Origin of the sequence: Bacillus sp. AFS029533 (assembly GCF_002585125.1) — a bacterium.
In the GTDB taxonomy this organism is placed as follows: domain Bacteria; phylum Bacillota; class Bacilli; order Bacillales; family Bacillaceae_G; genus Gottfriedia; species Gottfriedia luciferensis_B.
Map to the genome: position 1 here is coordinate 17494 of NZ_NUQC01000021.1, position 17064 is coordinate 34557.

17 protein-coding genes are annotated in these 17064 nt (G+C 33.8%); 1 reads left to right on the forward strand and 16 read right to left on the reverse strand.

What is annotated here, in order from left to right; all coding sequences use genetic code 11:
* Positions 1-36: 36 nt before the first annotated feature.
* From COE53_RS11080 to COE53_RS11110, 7 genes are all read right to left on the reverse strand, one after another.
* Positions 37-1587, reverse strand: a complete 1551-nt coding sequence (locus tag COE53_RS11080) for a solute symporter family protein (protein ID WP_069034046.1) — start codon at positions 1585-1587, stop codon at positions 37-39.
* A complete protein-coding gene (locus COE53_RS11085; protein ID WP_069034047.1) occupies positions 1584-1928 on the reverse strand; it encodes a DUF485 domain-containing protein in 345 nt (114 codons plus the stop codon). The genes COE53_RS11080 and COE53_RS11085 overlap by 4 nt, the downstream gene beginning before the upstream one ends.
* Positions 1929-2269: 341 nt before the next feature.
* Positions 2270-2992 (reverse strand): amino acid ABC transporter ATP-binding protein, encoded by a 723-nt coding sequence (locus COE53_RS11090; RefSeq protein ID WP_069034048.1) that lies wholly within the window; start codon positions 2990-2992, stop codon positions 2270-2272.
* Positions 2985-3644, reverse strand: a complete 660-nt coding sequence (locus COE53_RS11095) for an amino acid ABC transporter permease (protein ID WP_069034049.1) — start codon at positions 3642-3644, stop codon at positions 2985-2987. The genes COE53_RS11090 and COE53_RS11095 overlap by 8 nt, the downstream gene beginning before the upstream one ends.
* Before the next feature lie 79 nt (positions 3645-3723).
* Positions 3724-5064, reverse strand: coding sequence for an aspartate aminotransferase family protein (locus tag COE53_RS11100; protein ID WP_084006908.1), 1341 nt, complete (start codon positions 5062-5064; stop codon positions 3724-3726).
* A gap of 96 nt (positions 5065-5160) precedes the next feature.
* Complete coding sequence (locus COE53_RS11105; protein ID WP_098948052.1) at positions 5161-5916, reverse strand: transporter substrate-binding domain-containing protein; 756 nt, start codon at positions 5914-5916, stop codon at positions 5161-5163.
* Between the two features lie 454 nt (positions 5917-6370).
* Positions 6371-6853: an NUDIX hydrolase gene (locus tag COE53_RS11110; RefSeq protein ID WP_286162565.1), complete on the reverse strand. Its 483-nt coding sequence runs from the start codon at positions 6851-6853 to the stop codon at positions 6371-6373.
* 155 nt (positions 6854-7008) lie between these two features.
* Here COE53_RS11110 and COE53_RS11115 point away from each other — a divergent pair, with 155 nt between their 5' ends.
* Complete coding sequence (locus COE53_RS11115) at positions 7009-7203, forward strand: hypothetical protein (RefSeq protein WP_091024372.1); 195 nt, start codon at positions 7009-7011, stop codon at positions 7201-7203.
* 91 nt (positions 7204-7294) lie between these two features.
* On the opposite strand, the gene COE53_RS11120 is transcribed toward COE53_RS11115, so the two are convergent.
* The 9 genes from COE53_RS11120 to buk all read right to left on the reverse strand — a co-directional run bounded on the left by COE53_RS11120 (position 7295) and on the right by buk (position 16974).
* A complete protein-coding gene (locus COE53_RS11120; protein WP_025671100.1) occupies positions 7295-7732 on the reverse strand; it encodes a BrxA/BrxB family bacilliredoxin in 438 nt (145 codons plus the stop codon).
* Between the two features lie 110 nt (positions 7733-7842).
* On the reverse strand, positions 7843-8154 hold the full coding sequence (locus COE53_RS11125) for a hypothetical protein (RefSeq protein ID WP_098948053.1): 312 nt from the start codon (positions 8152-8154) through the stop codon (positions 7843-7845).
* Between the two features lie 274 nt (positions 8155-8428).
* The gene (locus COE53_RS11130) at positions 8429-9676 is read right to left on the reverse strand and encodes an MDR family MFS transporter (RefSeq protein ID WP_091024374.1); all 1248 of its coding nucleotides are present in this window, start codon (positions 9674-9676) and stop codon (positions 8429-8431) included.
* A gap of 167 nt (positions 9677-9843) precedes the next feature.
* Positions 9844-10320, reverse strand: a complete 477-nt coding sequence (locus tag COE53_RS11135; protein ID WP_069034055.1) for a GNAT family N-acetyltransferase — start codon at positions 10318-10320, stop codon at positions 9844-9846.
* 648 nt (positions 10321-10968) lie between these two features.
* On the reverse strand, positions 10969-12303 hold the full coding sequence (locus COE53_RS11140) for a dihydrolipoamide acetyltransferase family protein (protein WP_098948054.1): 1335 nt from the start codon (positions 12301-12303) through the stop codon (positions 10969-10971).
* A gap of 27 nt (positions 12304-12330) precedes the next feature.
* A complete protein-coding gene (locus tag COE53_RS11145; protein ID WP_025671106.1) occupies positions 12331-13314 on the reverse strand; it encodes an alpha-ketoacid dehydrogenase subunit beta in 984 nt (327 codons plus the stop codon).
* 16 nt (positions 13315-13330) lie between these two features.
* Positions 13331-14335, reverse strand: coding sequence for a thiamine pyrophosphate-dependent dehydrogenase E1 component subunit alpha (locus COE53_RS11150; protein WP_069034057.1), 1005 nt, complete (start codon positions 14333-14335; stop codon positions 13331-13333).
* A gap of 97 nt (positions 14336-14432) precedes the next feature.
* Positions 14433-15854, reverse strand: a complete 1422-nt coding sequence (gene lpdA, locus COE53_RS11155) for a dihydrolipoyl dehydrogenase (protein ID WP_069034058.1) — start codon at positions 15852-15854, stop codon at positions 14433-14435.
* A 19-nt stretch (positions 15855-15873) separates the two neighbouring features.
* Positions 15874-16974 carry a butyrate kinase gene (buk, locus tag COE53_RS11160; RefSeq protein WP_098948055.1) on the reverse strand — a complete coding sequence of 367 codons (1101 nt, stop codon included), beginning with the start codon at positions 16972-16974 and terminating at the stop codon, positions 15874-15876.
* Positions 16975-17064 lie beyond the last annotated feature (90 nt).

A 17064-nucleotide genomic window follows, 5' to 3' on the forward strand; every position in this document is an offset into this window, starting at 1 on the left:
AGAAATTTTCTTCAGTTTCTTTTTTTCTAATTATGATTAATGTGTTGAAATACTCGATATACCATGGCCAGTATTAGACTTCACAAGAATTTCATCAAATTTAGCTTCATTTTCTTTCTTACTTGAAAGAATTGTACCTAAATAAGCGGCTATGAATCCTAAAGGAATTGATATAATCCCTGGATTCGTTAAATTTATTAGTGGATCTCCAACAAAAATGGCTTTTCCTTCAATTGGACTCCAAATATTTGGACTTATCGCTACTAGTAAGATTGCAGATATTAATCCAGTTAACATACCAGTAATTGCGCCAGTCGTATTAAAACGTTTCCAATAGATTGTAAAGAGTATGACTGGTAAGTTCGCACTCGCAGCAACAGCAAATGCTAAGGATACTAAAAAGGCAACATTTAATGTTTGTGCAAATATTGCAAGTAAGATTGAGATTAGAGCAACTCCAATCGAAGCATATCTAGCCATTGAAACTTGCTCTTTTTCAGTTGCTTTACCATATTTTAAGATTTCATTGTAAAAATCATGTGCAAAGGCAGATGCAGCAGTTAATACTAGCCCTGCTACTACTGCAAGAATAGTTGCAAATGCTACAGCTGAAACAAAAGCAAATAAAAAGTTACCACCTAATGCTTCTGCTAATAGTGGCGCCGCCATATTTCCTGCAGGATTTGCTTTTATAATCTCAGAATTCCCAACAAATGCAGCTGCCCCAAATCCAAGGAAAATCGTCATGATATAAAATGCTCCTATTAACCAAGTTGCATAAACGACTGATTTTCGTGCCGTTTTCGCATCACGCACTGTAAAGAATCGGACCAATATATGAGGTAACCCGGCAGTTCCAAGAACCAGTGCTAAATTAAGTGAAATTGTATCTAGTCCATTTGTGTATTTTACACCTGGATTTAAAAACGAGTCCTTTAGAGGAGTTGCTGTTCTCATTTGGCTAAACATTTCATTAATGTTGAAATTAAATTTAGCAAAAACGATGATTGAAATGACTAACGTTCCAAGCATGAGAAGGATTGCCTTTACGATTTGCACCCAACTAGTAGCCCTCATACCTCCAAATATTACATATACAGTCATTAAAATACCTACTATTAAAACAGCAGTCGTATAATCAATTCCTAGTAATAATTTAATCAGTGCACCAGCACCAACTAGTTGTGCAATCATATAAAAGATTGAAATCGTCATTGTGTTTAAGGCGGCTACCCCTCTTACTTTTCTTTGATCAAATCGCGCAGCAATCATATCAGCTAACGTGTACTTTCCAAGGTTTCGTAAAGGCTCTGCTACTAAATATAAAACGACTAAGTATGCAACTAAAAATCCGATACTATAGAAAAATCCATCGAATCCAGTTAAAGCGATCGCACCTGCAATTCCTAAAAAGGATGCCGCTGACATATAGTCTCCTGCAATTGCAAATCCATTTTGCCATCCAGTCAATCCACCGCCTGCAGTATAAAAATCTTTCGCGTCTTTTGTTTTTTTAGAAGCGTAATATGTAATAACTAGCGTTCCAAGTACGATAATTAAAAATAAAGTAAATGCCGTCGTATTCAAATTTCCTCCCCTCCTTTATTTAACTTTTCCAATACTCGATCTGCCATTTTGTCAAAGGATTCAGCTTTCTTACTGTAAATCATACATAACACCCATGTCATAATAAATTGAGCGAATGCAAACAACCATGCCCATGTTACTTCCCCAATTGCTTTTGTATTTAGTGCTTTAGAATAAGAAGTCATTAAAGGTAATGCAATGTAAAAACAAAAAAAGAATAAAGACATTGGTAGAATAAACTTTCTTTTTGCTTTCAGTAACTGTTTAAACTCATGAGATTTTGCAACTTCCGAGTATTTGCTTTGACTCATACTCGTACTAGAGTTTTGGTCCAATTCCATCATCTTACTCCCCTTTCAAGTTTTTTTTCTTGAAAACTTTGAAGATATTATTGCTAAAAATAAATGAAAGAATATTCAGAAACTAAGATAATTGTATTTGATTTAGAAACATTTTAATAAATGTTTTCGATAGACAAGAATTTACAAGTTCTAATGATTAAAAAATTTTTTTGTAAAATTTGAAAACGAGCTGAAGTTGAAATACAAGAAACAACCGCTGACTTACAAATCTAAAACATATTTTGACATTTTTTAAGTAATTCAATGAATTTTTTGTCAATAAAAAAATCCCTCTTTTCAGATGAAAAGTAGGGATTCTTCACATTTAAGTGATTAATAACTTATAAAACTTTCTCAAGGAATAGCTTTGCACGATTTGTTTTTGGTTTTGTGAATAATTCGATCGGAGTTGCATCCTCAACTAGATTTCCTTCGTCTAAGAATAGAATTCGATCTGCAACTTCCTTTGCAAAACCCATTTCATGTGTCACGATGACCATTGTCATACCAGTATGTGCTAATGATTTCATTACTTCAAGTACTTCTTTTACCATCTCTGGATCTAAAGCTGAAGTTGGTTCATCAAATAGCATTACTTTAGGTTCCATTGCAAGTGCTCTTGCTATAGCGACACGTTGTTTTTGACCACCTGAAAGTTTAGGAGGATATACGTTTGCTTTTTCAAGAAGTCCAACTTTTTCAAGTAGTGCCTTTGCATTTTCCTCTGCCTTAGTTTTACTCATACCTTTTACATTAATCGGAGCATACGTAATATTTTCTAAAACTGTCATATGTGGGAACAAATGAAAATGCTGGAATACCATACCTACATCTTCACGAATTTTCATTATATTACATTTAGGATTCGTTACTTCAATTTCATCCATCCAAATTTCACCATTTGAAGGAGTTTCTAATAAATTCATACAACGTAAAAATGTAGACTTTCCAGAACCAGATGGGCCTATTACAGCAACAACAGATCCTTGCTCGATTGTAGTCGTTATTCCTTTTAATACATGAACATTACCAAAGCTTTTATTTAAATTAGTAATTTTAATCATTTGTACGCATTCTCCTTTCAACAGATTTACCTAGAAGTGATAGGATCATAATGATAATGTAATAGATTGCAGCTACAAAAATAAGTGGCTCCATAAATGAATAAGTCTCTCCACCTACTAAGAAAGCTCTTCTCATTAAATCAGATGCACCAATTACTGTTACCATTGCTGATTCCTTCGTTAACGTAATAAACTCATTCATCAATGCTGGTAAAATATTTTTAAATGCTTGAGGTAAAATTATTTTTGACATCATTTTACGGTAAGGGATTCCTAAAGCTGAAGCAGCTTCTTGTTGACCTTTATCTACTGCTAGTATACCTGCACGGATAATCTCTGATACATAAGCTCCTGAATTCAAACCAAAAGCTAATACCGCTGCTGGAAACTTTTCGATATCGAATCCAATTAATTGTGGTAAACCATAATAAATGATCATTAATTGCAAAACCATCGGTGTTCCACGAAAAATGGAAGTATAAAAATCAGCTATTACAACTAACCATTTTGCACGGCTAATTTTCATTAATGCAAGTAAAATTGCTAAAACAAGACCTAATAAAATTGAACAAACAACTACTAATAGTGTTAATTTTAATCCGGCCAATATATATGGAATTGAAGGGACAATTTGAGAAAAATCTAAGTTCATATTGTAGTACTCCTTTACTATTTGTCTTTTAAATTGCAAAGTTCATTCGACAAAGTCTGTTTAGATAAAGAGCACTGGTTTAGAAACCAATGCCCTTTGTTTCATATAATTCATATCCAATGGATTGCTCATATTCTGTTAATGCTTCATCTAAGATTGCTAACCCATCATCGATTTGATTCTTCGTAACTGTTAATGGTGGAATCATTCGAATTACTTCACTGTTATTACCACAGAAGTAGAATAAAACACCTTTTTCCAAAGCAAGATCAAGAATTTTAAATAATCCATCACCGTTTGGTTCTTTTGTTGCTGGATTAATGATTTCAATGCCGATCATTAAACCAATTGAGCGAATGCTCCCAATTACCGGATGCTTTTCTTTTAATGCATTCAGTTTTTCTACTGCGTAAGCTCCAACTTCTCTCGTATTTTCTAAAAGCTTTTCTTCTTTTATAATTTCCAAAACAGCCAATGCAGCTGAACAAGCGATTGGATTACCTCCAAATGTTGTTCCATGACTACCTAGTGGCCACTGTTTCATTAGTTCATTTGATGCTACAGTAGCACTTAAAGGAATACCATTTGCAATCCCTTTTGCTATTGCCATAATATCTGGCGTTACATCAAAAGTATGTGCAGCAAACCAATTTCCTGTACGGCCAAATCCAGTTTGAACTTCATCAAAAATTAGTAAAATATTATTTTTATCACAGATTTCTCGTATTTTCTTTAACCATGCTTTAGGTGGTACTACATATCCACCTTCACCTAGAACTGGCTCTACAATAACTGCAGCTACTTCTTCTGGTGTTACTTGATGATTAAATAAACGTTTAAAATCTTTTTCTAATTGCTCTACTACATATTGTTCTTCATCATAACCTTCAGGGCATTCTGAAACATTTGCATAAGGTATTTGATATGATCCTGTTGGTTGTAAAAATTTTCGATACTTACTTTTTGAAGTCGTAACGCTTAATGCTCCCATAGAACGGCCATGGAAACAACCAATAAATGAAACAATATATGGACGCTTAGTAGCATGTTTAGCTAGCTTAATAGCACCTTCAATCGCTTCAGTTCCACTATTACCAAAAAAGAAAGTATCTAAGTTACCAGGAAGAATTTCAGCCAACTCATCTGCTAGCTTTAAAATCGATTCGTAAATAATAACCCCCGATGGACCATGTGCTAAAGAATCTGCGCCATCTTTAATTGCCTGTACTACTTTTGGATGACGATGTCCAACATTTGTAGTAGCAATGCCAGATGTAAAGTCTAAGTACTCTTTACCATCTACACCATAGTAGTAACAGCCTTCTTCCTTTACAACTGGTAAGTTTGGATGATCCTTTGCCATGCTTGGTGCAAGACGTAAAGGCATTTTTTCTAATAAGTGACTCCAATCTCTCTCCATCAATAATTCCTCCCCTGTTTACAACAAAAACTTATCATTTCTATATTTTCCGTCATCCCCTTAAGGTTTATCTTTTTACGATTTAAATCTTACGGATTACTTCAATTCACCGAACCATTTTTTAACTAATTTATCAACAGTTCCATCTTCTTTTAATTCTTTTAACGCTTTTTCAAATTTAGGTGTTAATTTACTTCCTTTTGGAAGAGCTACTGCCGAACCAGATTGTTCAAAGAAATCTTGCATTAATTCACCTTGCATTTCAGGTAATTTATTTAGATAGCCACTAGCTACAGATTGTTCGATCACAACAGCATCAAATCTTCCAGCTTTTAATTCTTCTACCATCTCAGGAATACGGTTACGGTTTTCAACTTTAAATCCAACCTTTTTAGAAACTTCAATTGCTTTTGTCTCTTGAATTGAACCAGCTTGTACACCGACTGTTTTTCCTTTTAAATCTTCAACACTTTTAATATTTGAATCTTTATTTACAACTATTTCATTTTGATCTGTAAAATATGGCTCAGTGAAATCTGCATTTTTCGCACGTTCAGGTGTCTTTTTCATACCTGCCATAATAAAATCTACTTTATCTGCATTCATCGCAGTAATTAATGAGTTAAAATCAATGTCTTTTACTTTAATTGTGTATCCAGTTTTTTTACCAAGCGCTTTAGCTAAATCAACATCAAATCCGACTATTTTGTCATTCTTTGTGTCAATAAATTCATAAGGCTTATAATCCGCACTTGTTCCTAAGATTAAGGTTTTATCATCTGACTTGTTACAAGCAGATAACATTCCAATTGATAATGCTGATGCAGCTAAAACTCCGACTAATTTTTTCATTAATGCTTCCCCCTAATTTTTGTAAAATTCAAACTTCTTATTTCTATTATCTTTTTTAGTATTCTATTAAACAACCATTTTTTTCGAATGAATAATTATTCTACAAAATGAATTTTAACACATACTAATAAATATGCAACTAGTTTTTTCAGCATTTCGACAAAAAAATTAGATATAGCTTAATTTTACAGTGATATTATATAAAAAATTTTTTTATTAATATTCATTATGTTTATATATTTATTCAATCGAGTGAATGAGAGTCTTATTATTAGACTTTTTCAAATCTTTCAAAAAGTTTTCGACAAATCTCGCAAATTACTACATTCTTCATGACCAAACACTTTAATTCCCCCAAATTTAAGCGTTTTCATACTTATTCATAAAAAAAATACCATTGTGGAAATGGTATTTTCATAAAAATGATTACATTATTCATTTATAAATTATTTTATTATATTAAAACTTCTTCTTCTATTACTACATCAATAACCTTATTTTCCTTATAATAAAAGGAATAATGATGATTTCGCTCGTTTTTTAATAGTATTGGAAGAAAATAAGGAATACACTCTCCTACTCCTTGATTTTTTTCATCTATTACCCAATCAATTTTTTTCCAATCTAAAATTCCTTCATCTGTTTTTAAAGGCGTATCATATTTTAAGCCATTAGAAACCTTAGCCAGAAATACATACATACCCCCGAAATCCACATTTTCTTCATGCCAAGTCACTTTACCTTTATATGTTATATCTCTCAACTCAAGCTGAATTCCAGTTTCTTCTGCAATCTCTCTTTGAACGGATCTTTCGATTGTTTCCCCTTTTTCTATTTTTCCACCAACACCATTCCAAATTCCCATTGTAGGAGCATTTATACGATTTAACATTAATAGTTCATCATTTCGTTTGATAAAACATAAAGTATATTTCACAAATTCCCACTTACCTTTCAAGCATATTAGTAAATTTTATTCCTATTAATTATGGCATAATTTGCTATTAATTTGTTTACAAAACAACTTTACTAATTATTTAGAATATTTTAAAATTTAATTAATATATTAGTACTACAAAGGAGAGGTGTGTTGTGGATCAATCAAATATTATCGATATAAACCAATATAGAAAATTAAAAAAACATAAATTAGAATCCTTCGCTTTTCGAGTAAAATATGATGAAACGGCATATAAGGATGCATTATTATTATTAATTTTCACATGCTCATTAGCTGCATTATCTTTCTTTTTTATCTTTTATTTTATTTACAAAATAATTAACTAAAACGCTTTATTTAAACTCCAGTTTACATAATAATAATATTATGCACAAAAAAAGTACAAAAATTTATNNATAAATTTTTGTACTTTTTTATTTAAATTTCTTCACAAAATTGATCGAAGTAATTTTGAAGTTTTTGAATAACTTGCATTGGATCATGGCCTTCTATTTCATGACGCTCAACCATCGCTACAAGTTCACCGTCTTTTAAAAGTGCAAATGACGGAGATGAAGGTGCTTTACCAGTAAAATATTCACGAGCTTTCGCTGTAGCCTCTTTATCTTGTCCTGCAAACACAGTAACTAATTGGTCAGGTCTTGTATCGTAGTGCACTGAATGTGCTGCTGCAGGACGAGCAATACCACCAGCACAACCACATACTGAGTTTACCATTACAAGTGTAGTACCTTTCTTTTCTAATGCTTGTTCTACTTCCTCAGGTGTTTTTAACTCTGCATAACCAGCCGCTACGATTTCTTGACGTGCAGTATGGACAACATCATTCATAAAAAAATTAAAATTCATATTCATTTCATCTACTCCTTACATGCTTTTTTTCATCTTACCAATTTAGCGGCTATTAATTCAAGCTTTTGAACCTGCTAGTTATATTATTTCACGTGAATTTTAAAATACCTTGATTAATCATTCACTAACTCTACGATTACATTCGGTAAATGAGCTAAAGTAGATATGGCGTATTGGTAATCTTCATTTAATTCTTCGACAACTCGTATGACAGTTACGAATGGATTTTTTATGACAAACTGATCAATCTTTTCCACATCTCCTGCAATAAATAAAACTTTTGCATCAATTTTATTTTTTAATCCGATTGAATGTAATGTGGATAAAACATTTTTCATTAGCTCTTCTTCTTGCTCACTAGCACCTTCTAATATTACACAGTCCCAACTTAATAACTTAAGCTGATCAAAAAGAAGTTCGTCCATATCTCTCCCTCCATATCGCTTGTTTATACAATATATGAGGAAAAGAACGAAAGCATACTTTATTAGTATGAAATGAAAAAACTCTAATTGTTAATTGTTAACTTTCTCCAATACCGAAAACCAATAATAAAAAAGAAAACAAAACAAATATTACGCTTGTTATTGATAAGAAGCTGAAAAAAATAAAAGGAATATGCCAGTGTATATAGTCTTCTTTGAGTTTAACACAGAGAATAGTAGTAGAAACAAAAAAGAACGCTTTAAAAGCGTTCTTTTAAGAATTAACAGTTAACTTTGTATCCGATTCAACCTTGACTACTTTTCTTTTTTGAAAAAGTCTATTTACAAAAAACATCATTGGAAAACTGATAAAAGCGATTGCACTAATAATAACAAATCCACGGCCGCCATTTTCATACCCGAAGTAAGCTAATAAACTTCCACCAAGCGCTGGACCGAAAACGAAACCGAGTTTTGAGAATCCCATTGCTCCGAAATAAGTTCCCTTTAATTCTTCAGGAGCAAGCTGATCGACAAATACATCTGTAAATGTAAATGCAAATATTTCTCCTACAGTTAACACAATCATTACGATTGCTAATAAGAAAAAATTAGTAAATAACCCAAATCCAGCGACAGCTAAACTAACAATTACATTACCAATCATCATAGATACAGTAGGTGAAAAATTCTTCATTCTACTTACAATTGGAAATTGAAGTATTACTACAGTTACTGCATTGATTGTAGTTAAATATGCATACAGTTTAACGCCATTATGAAACTGTGGTGCATTCGCAAAATATTGAGACATTGTTGAAAAGCTTTGTGAATAACCAAGACCATAGAAACAGATTGTTAAAATCGTTAAAGCAAAGATAATATCCTTACGTAAAATTGAAAACGATGCCTTCATCGAAACTTTGTTTGTCGAAGCAGACTTTCCTTCTCCAATTTTATACTTAGATAACATAAATAATAATGTTAAACCATAAAAAAAGTACACAATTCCAGATAATACAAATGGCAATGTGCTTTTTGAGCTTCCTAGATATAAACCAACTAAAGGACCTACTGCAACCCCAACATTAATAGCGGCATACCGCAAATTAAACACTAACAGTTTTGATTTCTCGTCGGTTAAATCAGAAAGTAATGCCCTTGAAGAAGGTTCGAAAAATGATGAACAAATATTTAAGATCGAGTTCAGCACAAAAAACCAGGCAAATGAATTTCCTAGTCCAAAACCAACTAATGTAATAGACCATAAAAAAATACTCGATAATAAAATAGTTTTCCTTCCAATACGATCAGAAAGAGTTCCTCCAATAAAACTGAAAAACACCCCTAAAAAAGCTGAAACTGTTAACATAAGCCCAACCATTGCAGGTGAGATATGTTTAACTGAAGTTAAATAAATAGCTAAAAACGGCATACTTACTGTGCTAGCAAATCTAACGAATAAAGTTCCAATAACGATATTCCAAGCAACAGGATGTACGGCAGATAAATTTTTAAACATCTTATCCCCCCTATTTCTCTAAGATGTCACATATTTGTAAATTATCTTACAAATGTTACAGTTTGTAAAGGTTTTAGTTTATGGGGCAAAATGTAAACTGGAGGTTAAGTAAAGGAAAATAGTATAGCATGTAGGAAAAATGGGTTAAAGAGAAAAGGAATAGCATGCTACTCCTTAATTTTTTTCAAATTTCGATAGAGATTGTCTTTTAATATAGCCATGAATCGGTTTTTACTATTATCAATCACTTCAAAGCCGTACTTGCGATATAAGTTGTGAGCGTCCCTTGTTTTAAGCATGAATGTTCGCACAGTTGAGAGTTTTTCATAACCCATGATTACTTCCATTAACCATTTTGATAAGCCTTGTTTACGATATTCTGGGAGAATAAATACGTCTGCTAAATAAGCAAATGTGACGCCATCTGATACTACTCTTGCGAAGCCTACTTGGGTTGGATCACTTTCTTCTGGATTACCCTTGTAAACACCAAAACAGAATGAACCTTTAATAAATCGATCAATATATTCATAAGGAATTTCATTTGCCCAATATGAATCTTTGTCTAAAAAGTTATAAATAACTTCTCTGTTTAATAATTCTTTATTCGTGGATATGTAATAGCCATTTTGTTCAACTAGCATGAATTCCACTCCTTTTAAAAAAATACTGAATTTTATGACTATTAAATTTTATCACAAATCACTAACAAAGGGTTATTTTTAAGTTAGGGATAGAAGACTCACATCTACTCCTTTTATTATTGAAAAAATAACTGTGTTAATTACTTTGAACATAGTTGAGGGGGTATCTCGGTGGTGTTTTTCTTTTTAAATAATTTTATGTGGCCATTTTTATAGATTTTAGCGTAATTCAAGACTATTTTTGTTCATAGGAGAAAGAATTTAGAATAAACTTGCTAGTTTTCTAAATAAATGGGTCAATTTTTTACTATTATTAAGTTAAAATACTCCAACCGGTATGGGTAATTTCTCATTTTATTTGTGATAGCAACGGATTTAATTGCGGTTTTGGTAATTTTAATTGCGGTTTTGGTAATTTTATTTGCAGTTTTACTTATTTTAATTGCAGATTCCCTATTTTTATTTGCACCTTGACTTTATTTGCAGATTCCCTATTTTTATTTGCACCTTGACATTATTTGCAGTTCCCCTATTTTTTTTGCATCTAGAATTTTTTTTTGCACCTCGCACAACGATTTTTATTTTCACATTATACAAAAGATCATAAAAAAAGAGGTCGCCCTTAAGACAACCTCTTTCATTTATAAATTAATATACGTTCGTATTTTCTTTTGTTGTATTTTCTAGGATTTCTTTTACTCTTCCTAAGAATTTACCACAAATGAAGCCGTCTAGTACACGGTGATCAAGTGATAAGCATAGGTTAACCATATCGCGAACACCAATCATTCCGTTTACAACAGCTGGACGTTTTACGATGCTTTCAATTTGTAAAATTGCAGCTTGTGGGTAGTTAATGATACCCGCACTTTGAACACTACCAAATGATCCAGTGTTATTTACTGTGAATGTGCCACCTTGCATTTCGTCTGATTTTAATTTACCAGTACGAACTTTTGTAGCTAATTCAGTAATTTCACGTGCGATACCTTTGATTGTTTTCTCATCAGCATTTTTAATAACTGGAACAAATAATGCATCGTCTGTTGCAACAGCGATCGATAAGTTAATATCTTTCTTTTGGATGATTTTGTCTCCAGCCCACATTGAATTAATCATTGGGTATTCTTTAAGTGCTTGCGCTACAGCTTTAACAAAGAATGCGAAGAATGTTAAAGAGAAACCTTCTTTTTTCTTGAAAGAATCTTTAAGGCTGTTTCTGTAATTAACTAAGTTTGTAACATCTACTTCGATCATCATCCAAGCATGTGGAGCTTCATGTTTACTACGTAACATATTTGAAGCAATTGCTTTACGTACACCTGTAACTGGAATTTCAATATCACCAACTGCTGTTGGGATAACAGGTGCAGGTGCTGCAGCAGGTGCTTTTGCTACTTGAGCAGCAGGAGCAGTTTGTGCTGCAACTGGTTGAGCAGGAGTTTCAACTGCTACAGGTGCTGGTGCCGCTTGAGGTACACCATTTGCGATTGCATTTAAAACGTCTTTTCGAGTAACTCGACCATTATTTCCTGAACCAGGAATTAATGAAAGATCAAGATTATTTTCTTGTGCTAAACGAAGTACAGCTGGAGAATAACGTACTTTACCAGACTCATCAGTTTTAGCAATAGTTTGAACCGGTGCAGCAGCTACAGGAGTTTGTGCTGGTGCTACAGGTGCAGCTTTTTCAACTGGTTTAGTTTCTTCGATTGTAGTAGCAGCTACTTCACCAGCAGCTCCTTCAACTTCAATCGTACAAATGATTTCACCAACAGCTAAAGTTTCCCCTTCATTTGCGATTAATTCTTTAATCACACCAGAAAATGAAGATGGTACTTCAGCATTAACTTTATCTGTCATAACTTCAGCAAGTGGATCGTATTTATTTACACGATCTCCTACTTTTACTAACCAAGTACTGATTGTACCCTCAGTTACACTTTCACCTAATTGAGGCATTTTAATATTTTCGATCATCATTATGTCCCCCTTTTTCAAACAGTGCCATTAAAATGCTGCAAGTTCTCTAGCCGCTTTTTCTACTTTATCTGGATTAACCATGAAGAATTTTTCCATTGTAGGAGAATAAGGCATTGCCGGAACATCAGGGCCAGCAAGGCGTGCGATTGGCGCATCTAATTCAAATAAGCAATTTTCAGCAATAATAGCTGCAACTTCACTCATGATACTTCCTTCTTTATTATCTTCAGTTACTAATAAAACTTTTCCTGTTTTAGAAGCAGCTTCGATAATAGATTCTTTATCTAATGGATAAATTGTACGTAAGTCTAAAACATGTACAGAAATACCATCTTGAGCTAATTTTTCAGCAGCTTGAAGAGCAAAATGTACACATAATCCGTAAGTGATGATTGTGATATCTTCACCTTCACGTTTTACATCAGCTTTTCCAATTGGAAGTACATAGTCAGTTTCAGGTACTTCACCTTTAATTAAACGATAAGCACGTTTATGCTCAAAGAAAATTACTGGGTCATTATCACGAATTGCTGCTTTTAATAATCCTTTAACATCATAAGGAGTTGAAGGCATTACAATTTTTAAACCTGGTTGACCTGCAAATACCTTCTCAACAGATTGAGAGTGATAAAGTGCACCGTGTACACCGCCTCCATAAGGAGCACGAATCGTAATAGGACAAGTCCAGTCATTGTTTGAACGATAACGAATTCTTGATGCCTCAGAAATAATTTGGTTTACTGCAGGCATAATGAAATCAGCAAATTGCATTTCAGCTACTGGTCTAAGTCCGTACATTGCAGCACCAATACCAACACCCGCAATTGCAGATTCTGCAAGTGGTGTATCTAATACACGATCCTCACCAAATTGATCATATAGACCATGAGTCGCTTTAAATACTCCACCTTTTAATCCAACGTCTTCCCCTAATACAAATACCTTTGGATCGCGTTCCATTTCCTCTTTTAACGCTAAAGTTACTGCATCTATATAAGACATTACTGCCATATTGTCCTACCCCCTCTTATTCTTCGTAAACAAACTTCAATGCATGCTCAGCTGCTGCATATGGAGCGTTTTCTGCGTAGTCAGTTGCTTCATCAACAATCGCACGAATTTTTGTATCGATTTCTTTTTCTAATTCTTCTGTTAACACACCAACTTCATGAAGGTATTTAGCAAATGTAAATAAGCAATCTTTGCTTTTTGCTTCTTCTACTTCTTCACGAGAACGGTAGATACGATCATCATCATCACTAGAGTGTGCAGTTAATCGATAAGATACAGCTTCGATTAATGTTGGACCTTCTCCACGACGAGCACGGTCAACTGCTTCTTTTGTTACACGATAAACTTCTAAAGGATCATTTCCATCAACAGTGAAACCAGGCATGCCGTATCCAATTGCACGATCAGATACTTTTTCACATGCTAATTGCTTCTCAATCGGTACTGAGATCGCATATTTGTTATTTTCACACATGAAAATTACTGGTAACTTATGTACACCAGCAAAGTTTGCGCCTTCATGGAAATCACCTTGGTTGGAAGAACCTTCACCAAATGAAACCCAAGAGACAATATCTTTACCTTCCATTTTTGCAGCTAGAGATACACCTACAGCGTGAGGTACTTGAGTTGTAACTGGAGATGAACCAGTAACGATACGATTTTTCTTTTGACCAAAATGACCTGGCATTTGACGTCCACCAGAGTTTGGATCTTCTGCTTTTGCAAAACCAGAAAGCATTAATTCTTTTGCTGTCATTCCAAATTGTAAAACTACACCCATATCACGGTAATATGGTAATACGTAATCTTTTGTATTGTCTAATGCATACGCTGATCCAACTTGAGCTGCTTCTTGACCTTGACAAGAAATAACGAACGGAATTTTACCAGCACGATTTAATAACCACATACGCTCATCAATACGACGTGCCATTAGCATTGTTTCATACATACTAAGAACGTCATCATTTGATAGACCAAGCTGTTCATGACGGTTTGAAGTTGTAACCTTTTCCATAAATATCCCCCTTTTACCACATACATGTGTGGAAGCGTTTTAAATCATTATAGTGATGAAATGTAGAGATTTGCTCTCTACATTTCAATTTTTTAAATTAAGAGTGAATTGCTAATCCTTCTACAGCAAGTGCTGCTTCACCAATAGCTTCAGATAATGAAGGATGTGGATGAATTGTATGAGAAATTTCCCATGCAGTTGCATCTAATACTCGTGCTAAACCTGCTTCTGAGATCATATCCGTTACATGAGGTCCAATCATATGAACACCAAGAAGATCATTCGTCTCTTCATCAACAATTATTTTAACAAATCCATCTTGCTCACCGTAAACTAAAGCTTTACCAATTGCACGGAATGAGAATTTTCCTTTTTTAACTTTATAACCTTTTTCTTTTGCTTCACGCTCAGTTAAGCCAACAGATGCAACTTCTGGATTACTATAAACACACTTACTAACCATTGTTGGATCTAATGGAAGAGGTGAATTTCCTACAATATGCTCAACTGCAATTGTACCTTCTCTTGAAGCAACATGTGCTAATTGTAAACCACCAATAACATCACCAATCGCATAAATATGTGATTCTTTAGTTTGGTAATTGGCATTTGTTTGAATAAAACCATTTTCAACTACGATGTCAGTATTTTCTAATCCGATTCCTTCAACATTCGCTTGACGGCCAACAGATACTAACATTTTTTCAGCAGTGAAAGATTTCTCTGTATCTTTATGAAGCGCATTAATTCTAACGCCATTATCGATTACTAAAGTTTCAGCTAAAACTTTTGCATCAGTAACTAATTTAATCCCTTTTTTCTTTAATAATCTAGTCATTTCTTTAGAAATTTCTTCGTCTTCTAAAGGTAAAATAGTTTTACTGTACTCGATTACTGTTACCTCAACACCAAAATCTGCTAACATTGAAGCCCACTCAATACCGATTACACCGCCACCAACGATAATAATTGACTCAGGAAGTGTCTCCATTTTTAACGCCTCGTCAGATGACATTACATGCTCACCATCAATAGTTAATCCAGGTAAAGACTTTGGTCTTGAACCAGTTGCAACTAATACGTTCTTTGGAATTAGCATTTCGTTCTCGCTACCATCATTCATTTCTACTGAAATTGTTCCTGGCATTGGAGAAAAGATTGAAGGTCCTAAAATACGTCCTAAACCATTGTATACATCAATTTTCCCTTGTTTCATTAAGTGTTCAACACCTTTATGAAGCCCGGCAACGATATTTTCTTTTCTTTGTTGTACTTTGCTAAAGTTTAATGTTACGCCTGATGTTTCAACACCAAACTCTTCACTTTTCTTAGCAGTTGAAAAAACTTCTGCACTACGTAATAATGCTTTACTTGGGATACAGCCTGCATGTAAGCAAGTTCCACCTAGTTTGTTTTTTTCTACTACCGCTACTTTTAATCCTAATTGAGAAGCACGAATAGCAGCTACATAGCCGCCTGTACCGCCACCGAGTACGACTAAATCATATTCTGTTGCCATGATGAAATTCTCCTCACATTTATACTAAAGATTTAACTGCAAATTCTCCAGGATAGATTTTTGCTTCTTCTTCTTCTCGAAGTACGCGAAGTGCACCTTCACAAAGAGCTTGAAGTTCATTTTCACCTGGTAAAACAATTACACGTGCCATCCACTTAACTCTTTTAGTTATTTCATTAACAATAAAATCACTATAAGCAATTCCACCTGTTAATATAATTGCATCAATATTACCTTCAAGAACAGCTGCCGCACTTCCAATTTCTTTTGCGACTTGGTAAGCCATTGCTTCATATACTAATGCAGCTTTTTCGTCACCATCTTCAATCATGTTTTCAACTTTAATTGCATCAGCTGTTCCAAGATAGCTAACTAAACCACCTTGACCAACCATCATTTTTTGAACTTCGTTAATATAGTAGTCACCAGAGTAACAAAGTTTTATTAGATCACCAATTGGTACAGTTCCTGCTCGCTCTGGACTAAAAGGTCCTTCACCATCTAAACCGTTATTTACGTCAATTACGCGTCCTTTTTTATGAGCACCAACACTCACACCTCCACCCATATGGGCGATAATAAGGTTTAAATCGTTATATGACTGTTCTAACTGTTTTGATACTTTTCGTGCGACAGCTTTTTGGTTTAAAGCATGGAAAACACTTCTTCTTTCCATAATTGATTGTCCGCTGATTCTTGCAACTGGATCTAATTCATCTACAACTACTGGATCAACGATAAATGCTGGAATGTTTAATCCTTGTGCAATCTCATTAGCAATGATTCCACCAAGATTTGAAGCATGCTGACCACTATAACCAACTTTCAAATCTTCTAACATGATTTCATTTACTGCATAAGTTCCACCTTCGATTGGTCTTAGCAGTCCACCTCGACCACATACAGCACTTAATTTAGAAATGTTAATGCCTTCTTTGTGTAATACCTCTAAAATAACATTTTTTCTAAATTCATATTGATCAATTATTGTTTTGTATTTATTTAATTCTTCATCGTCATGGCGTATTGTTTGTTCAAAAATTGGTTTTTCATCATCAAATACACCAACCTTTGTGGATGTGCTGCCAGGATTAATTACTAAAATACGATGCATTGTCAACACTCTCCCTTCTAAGTTTACCTTACCTTTATAACTAGAAAGAAAGAGGTACTATTACTTCCCTCTTTCTTTCCACCTAAAAAATAAAGG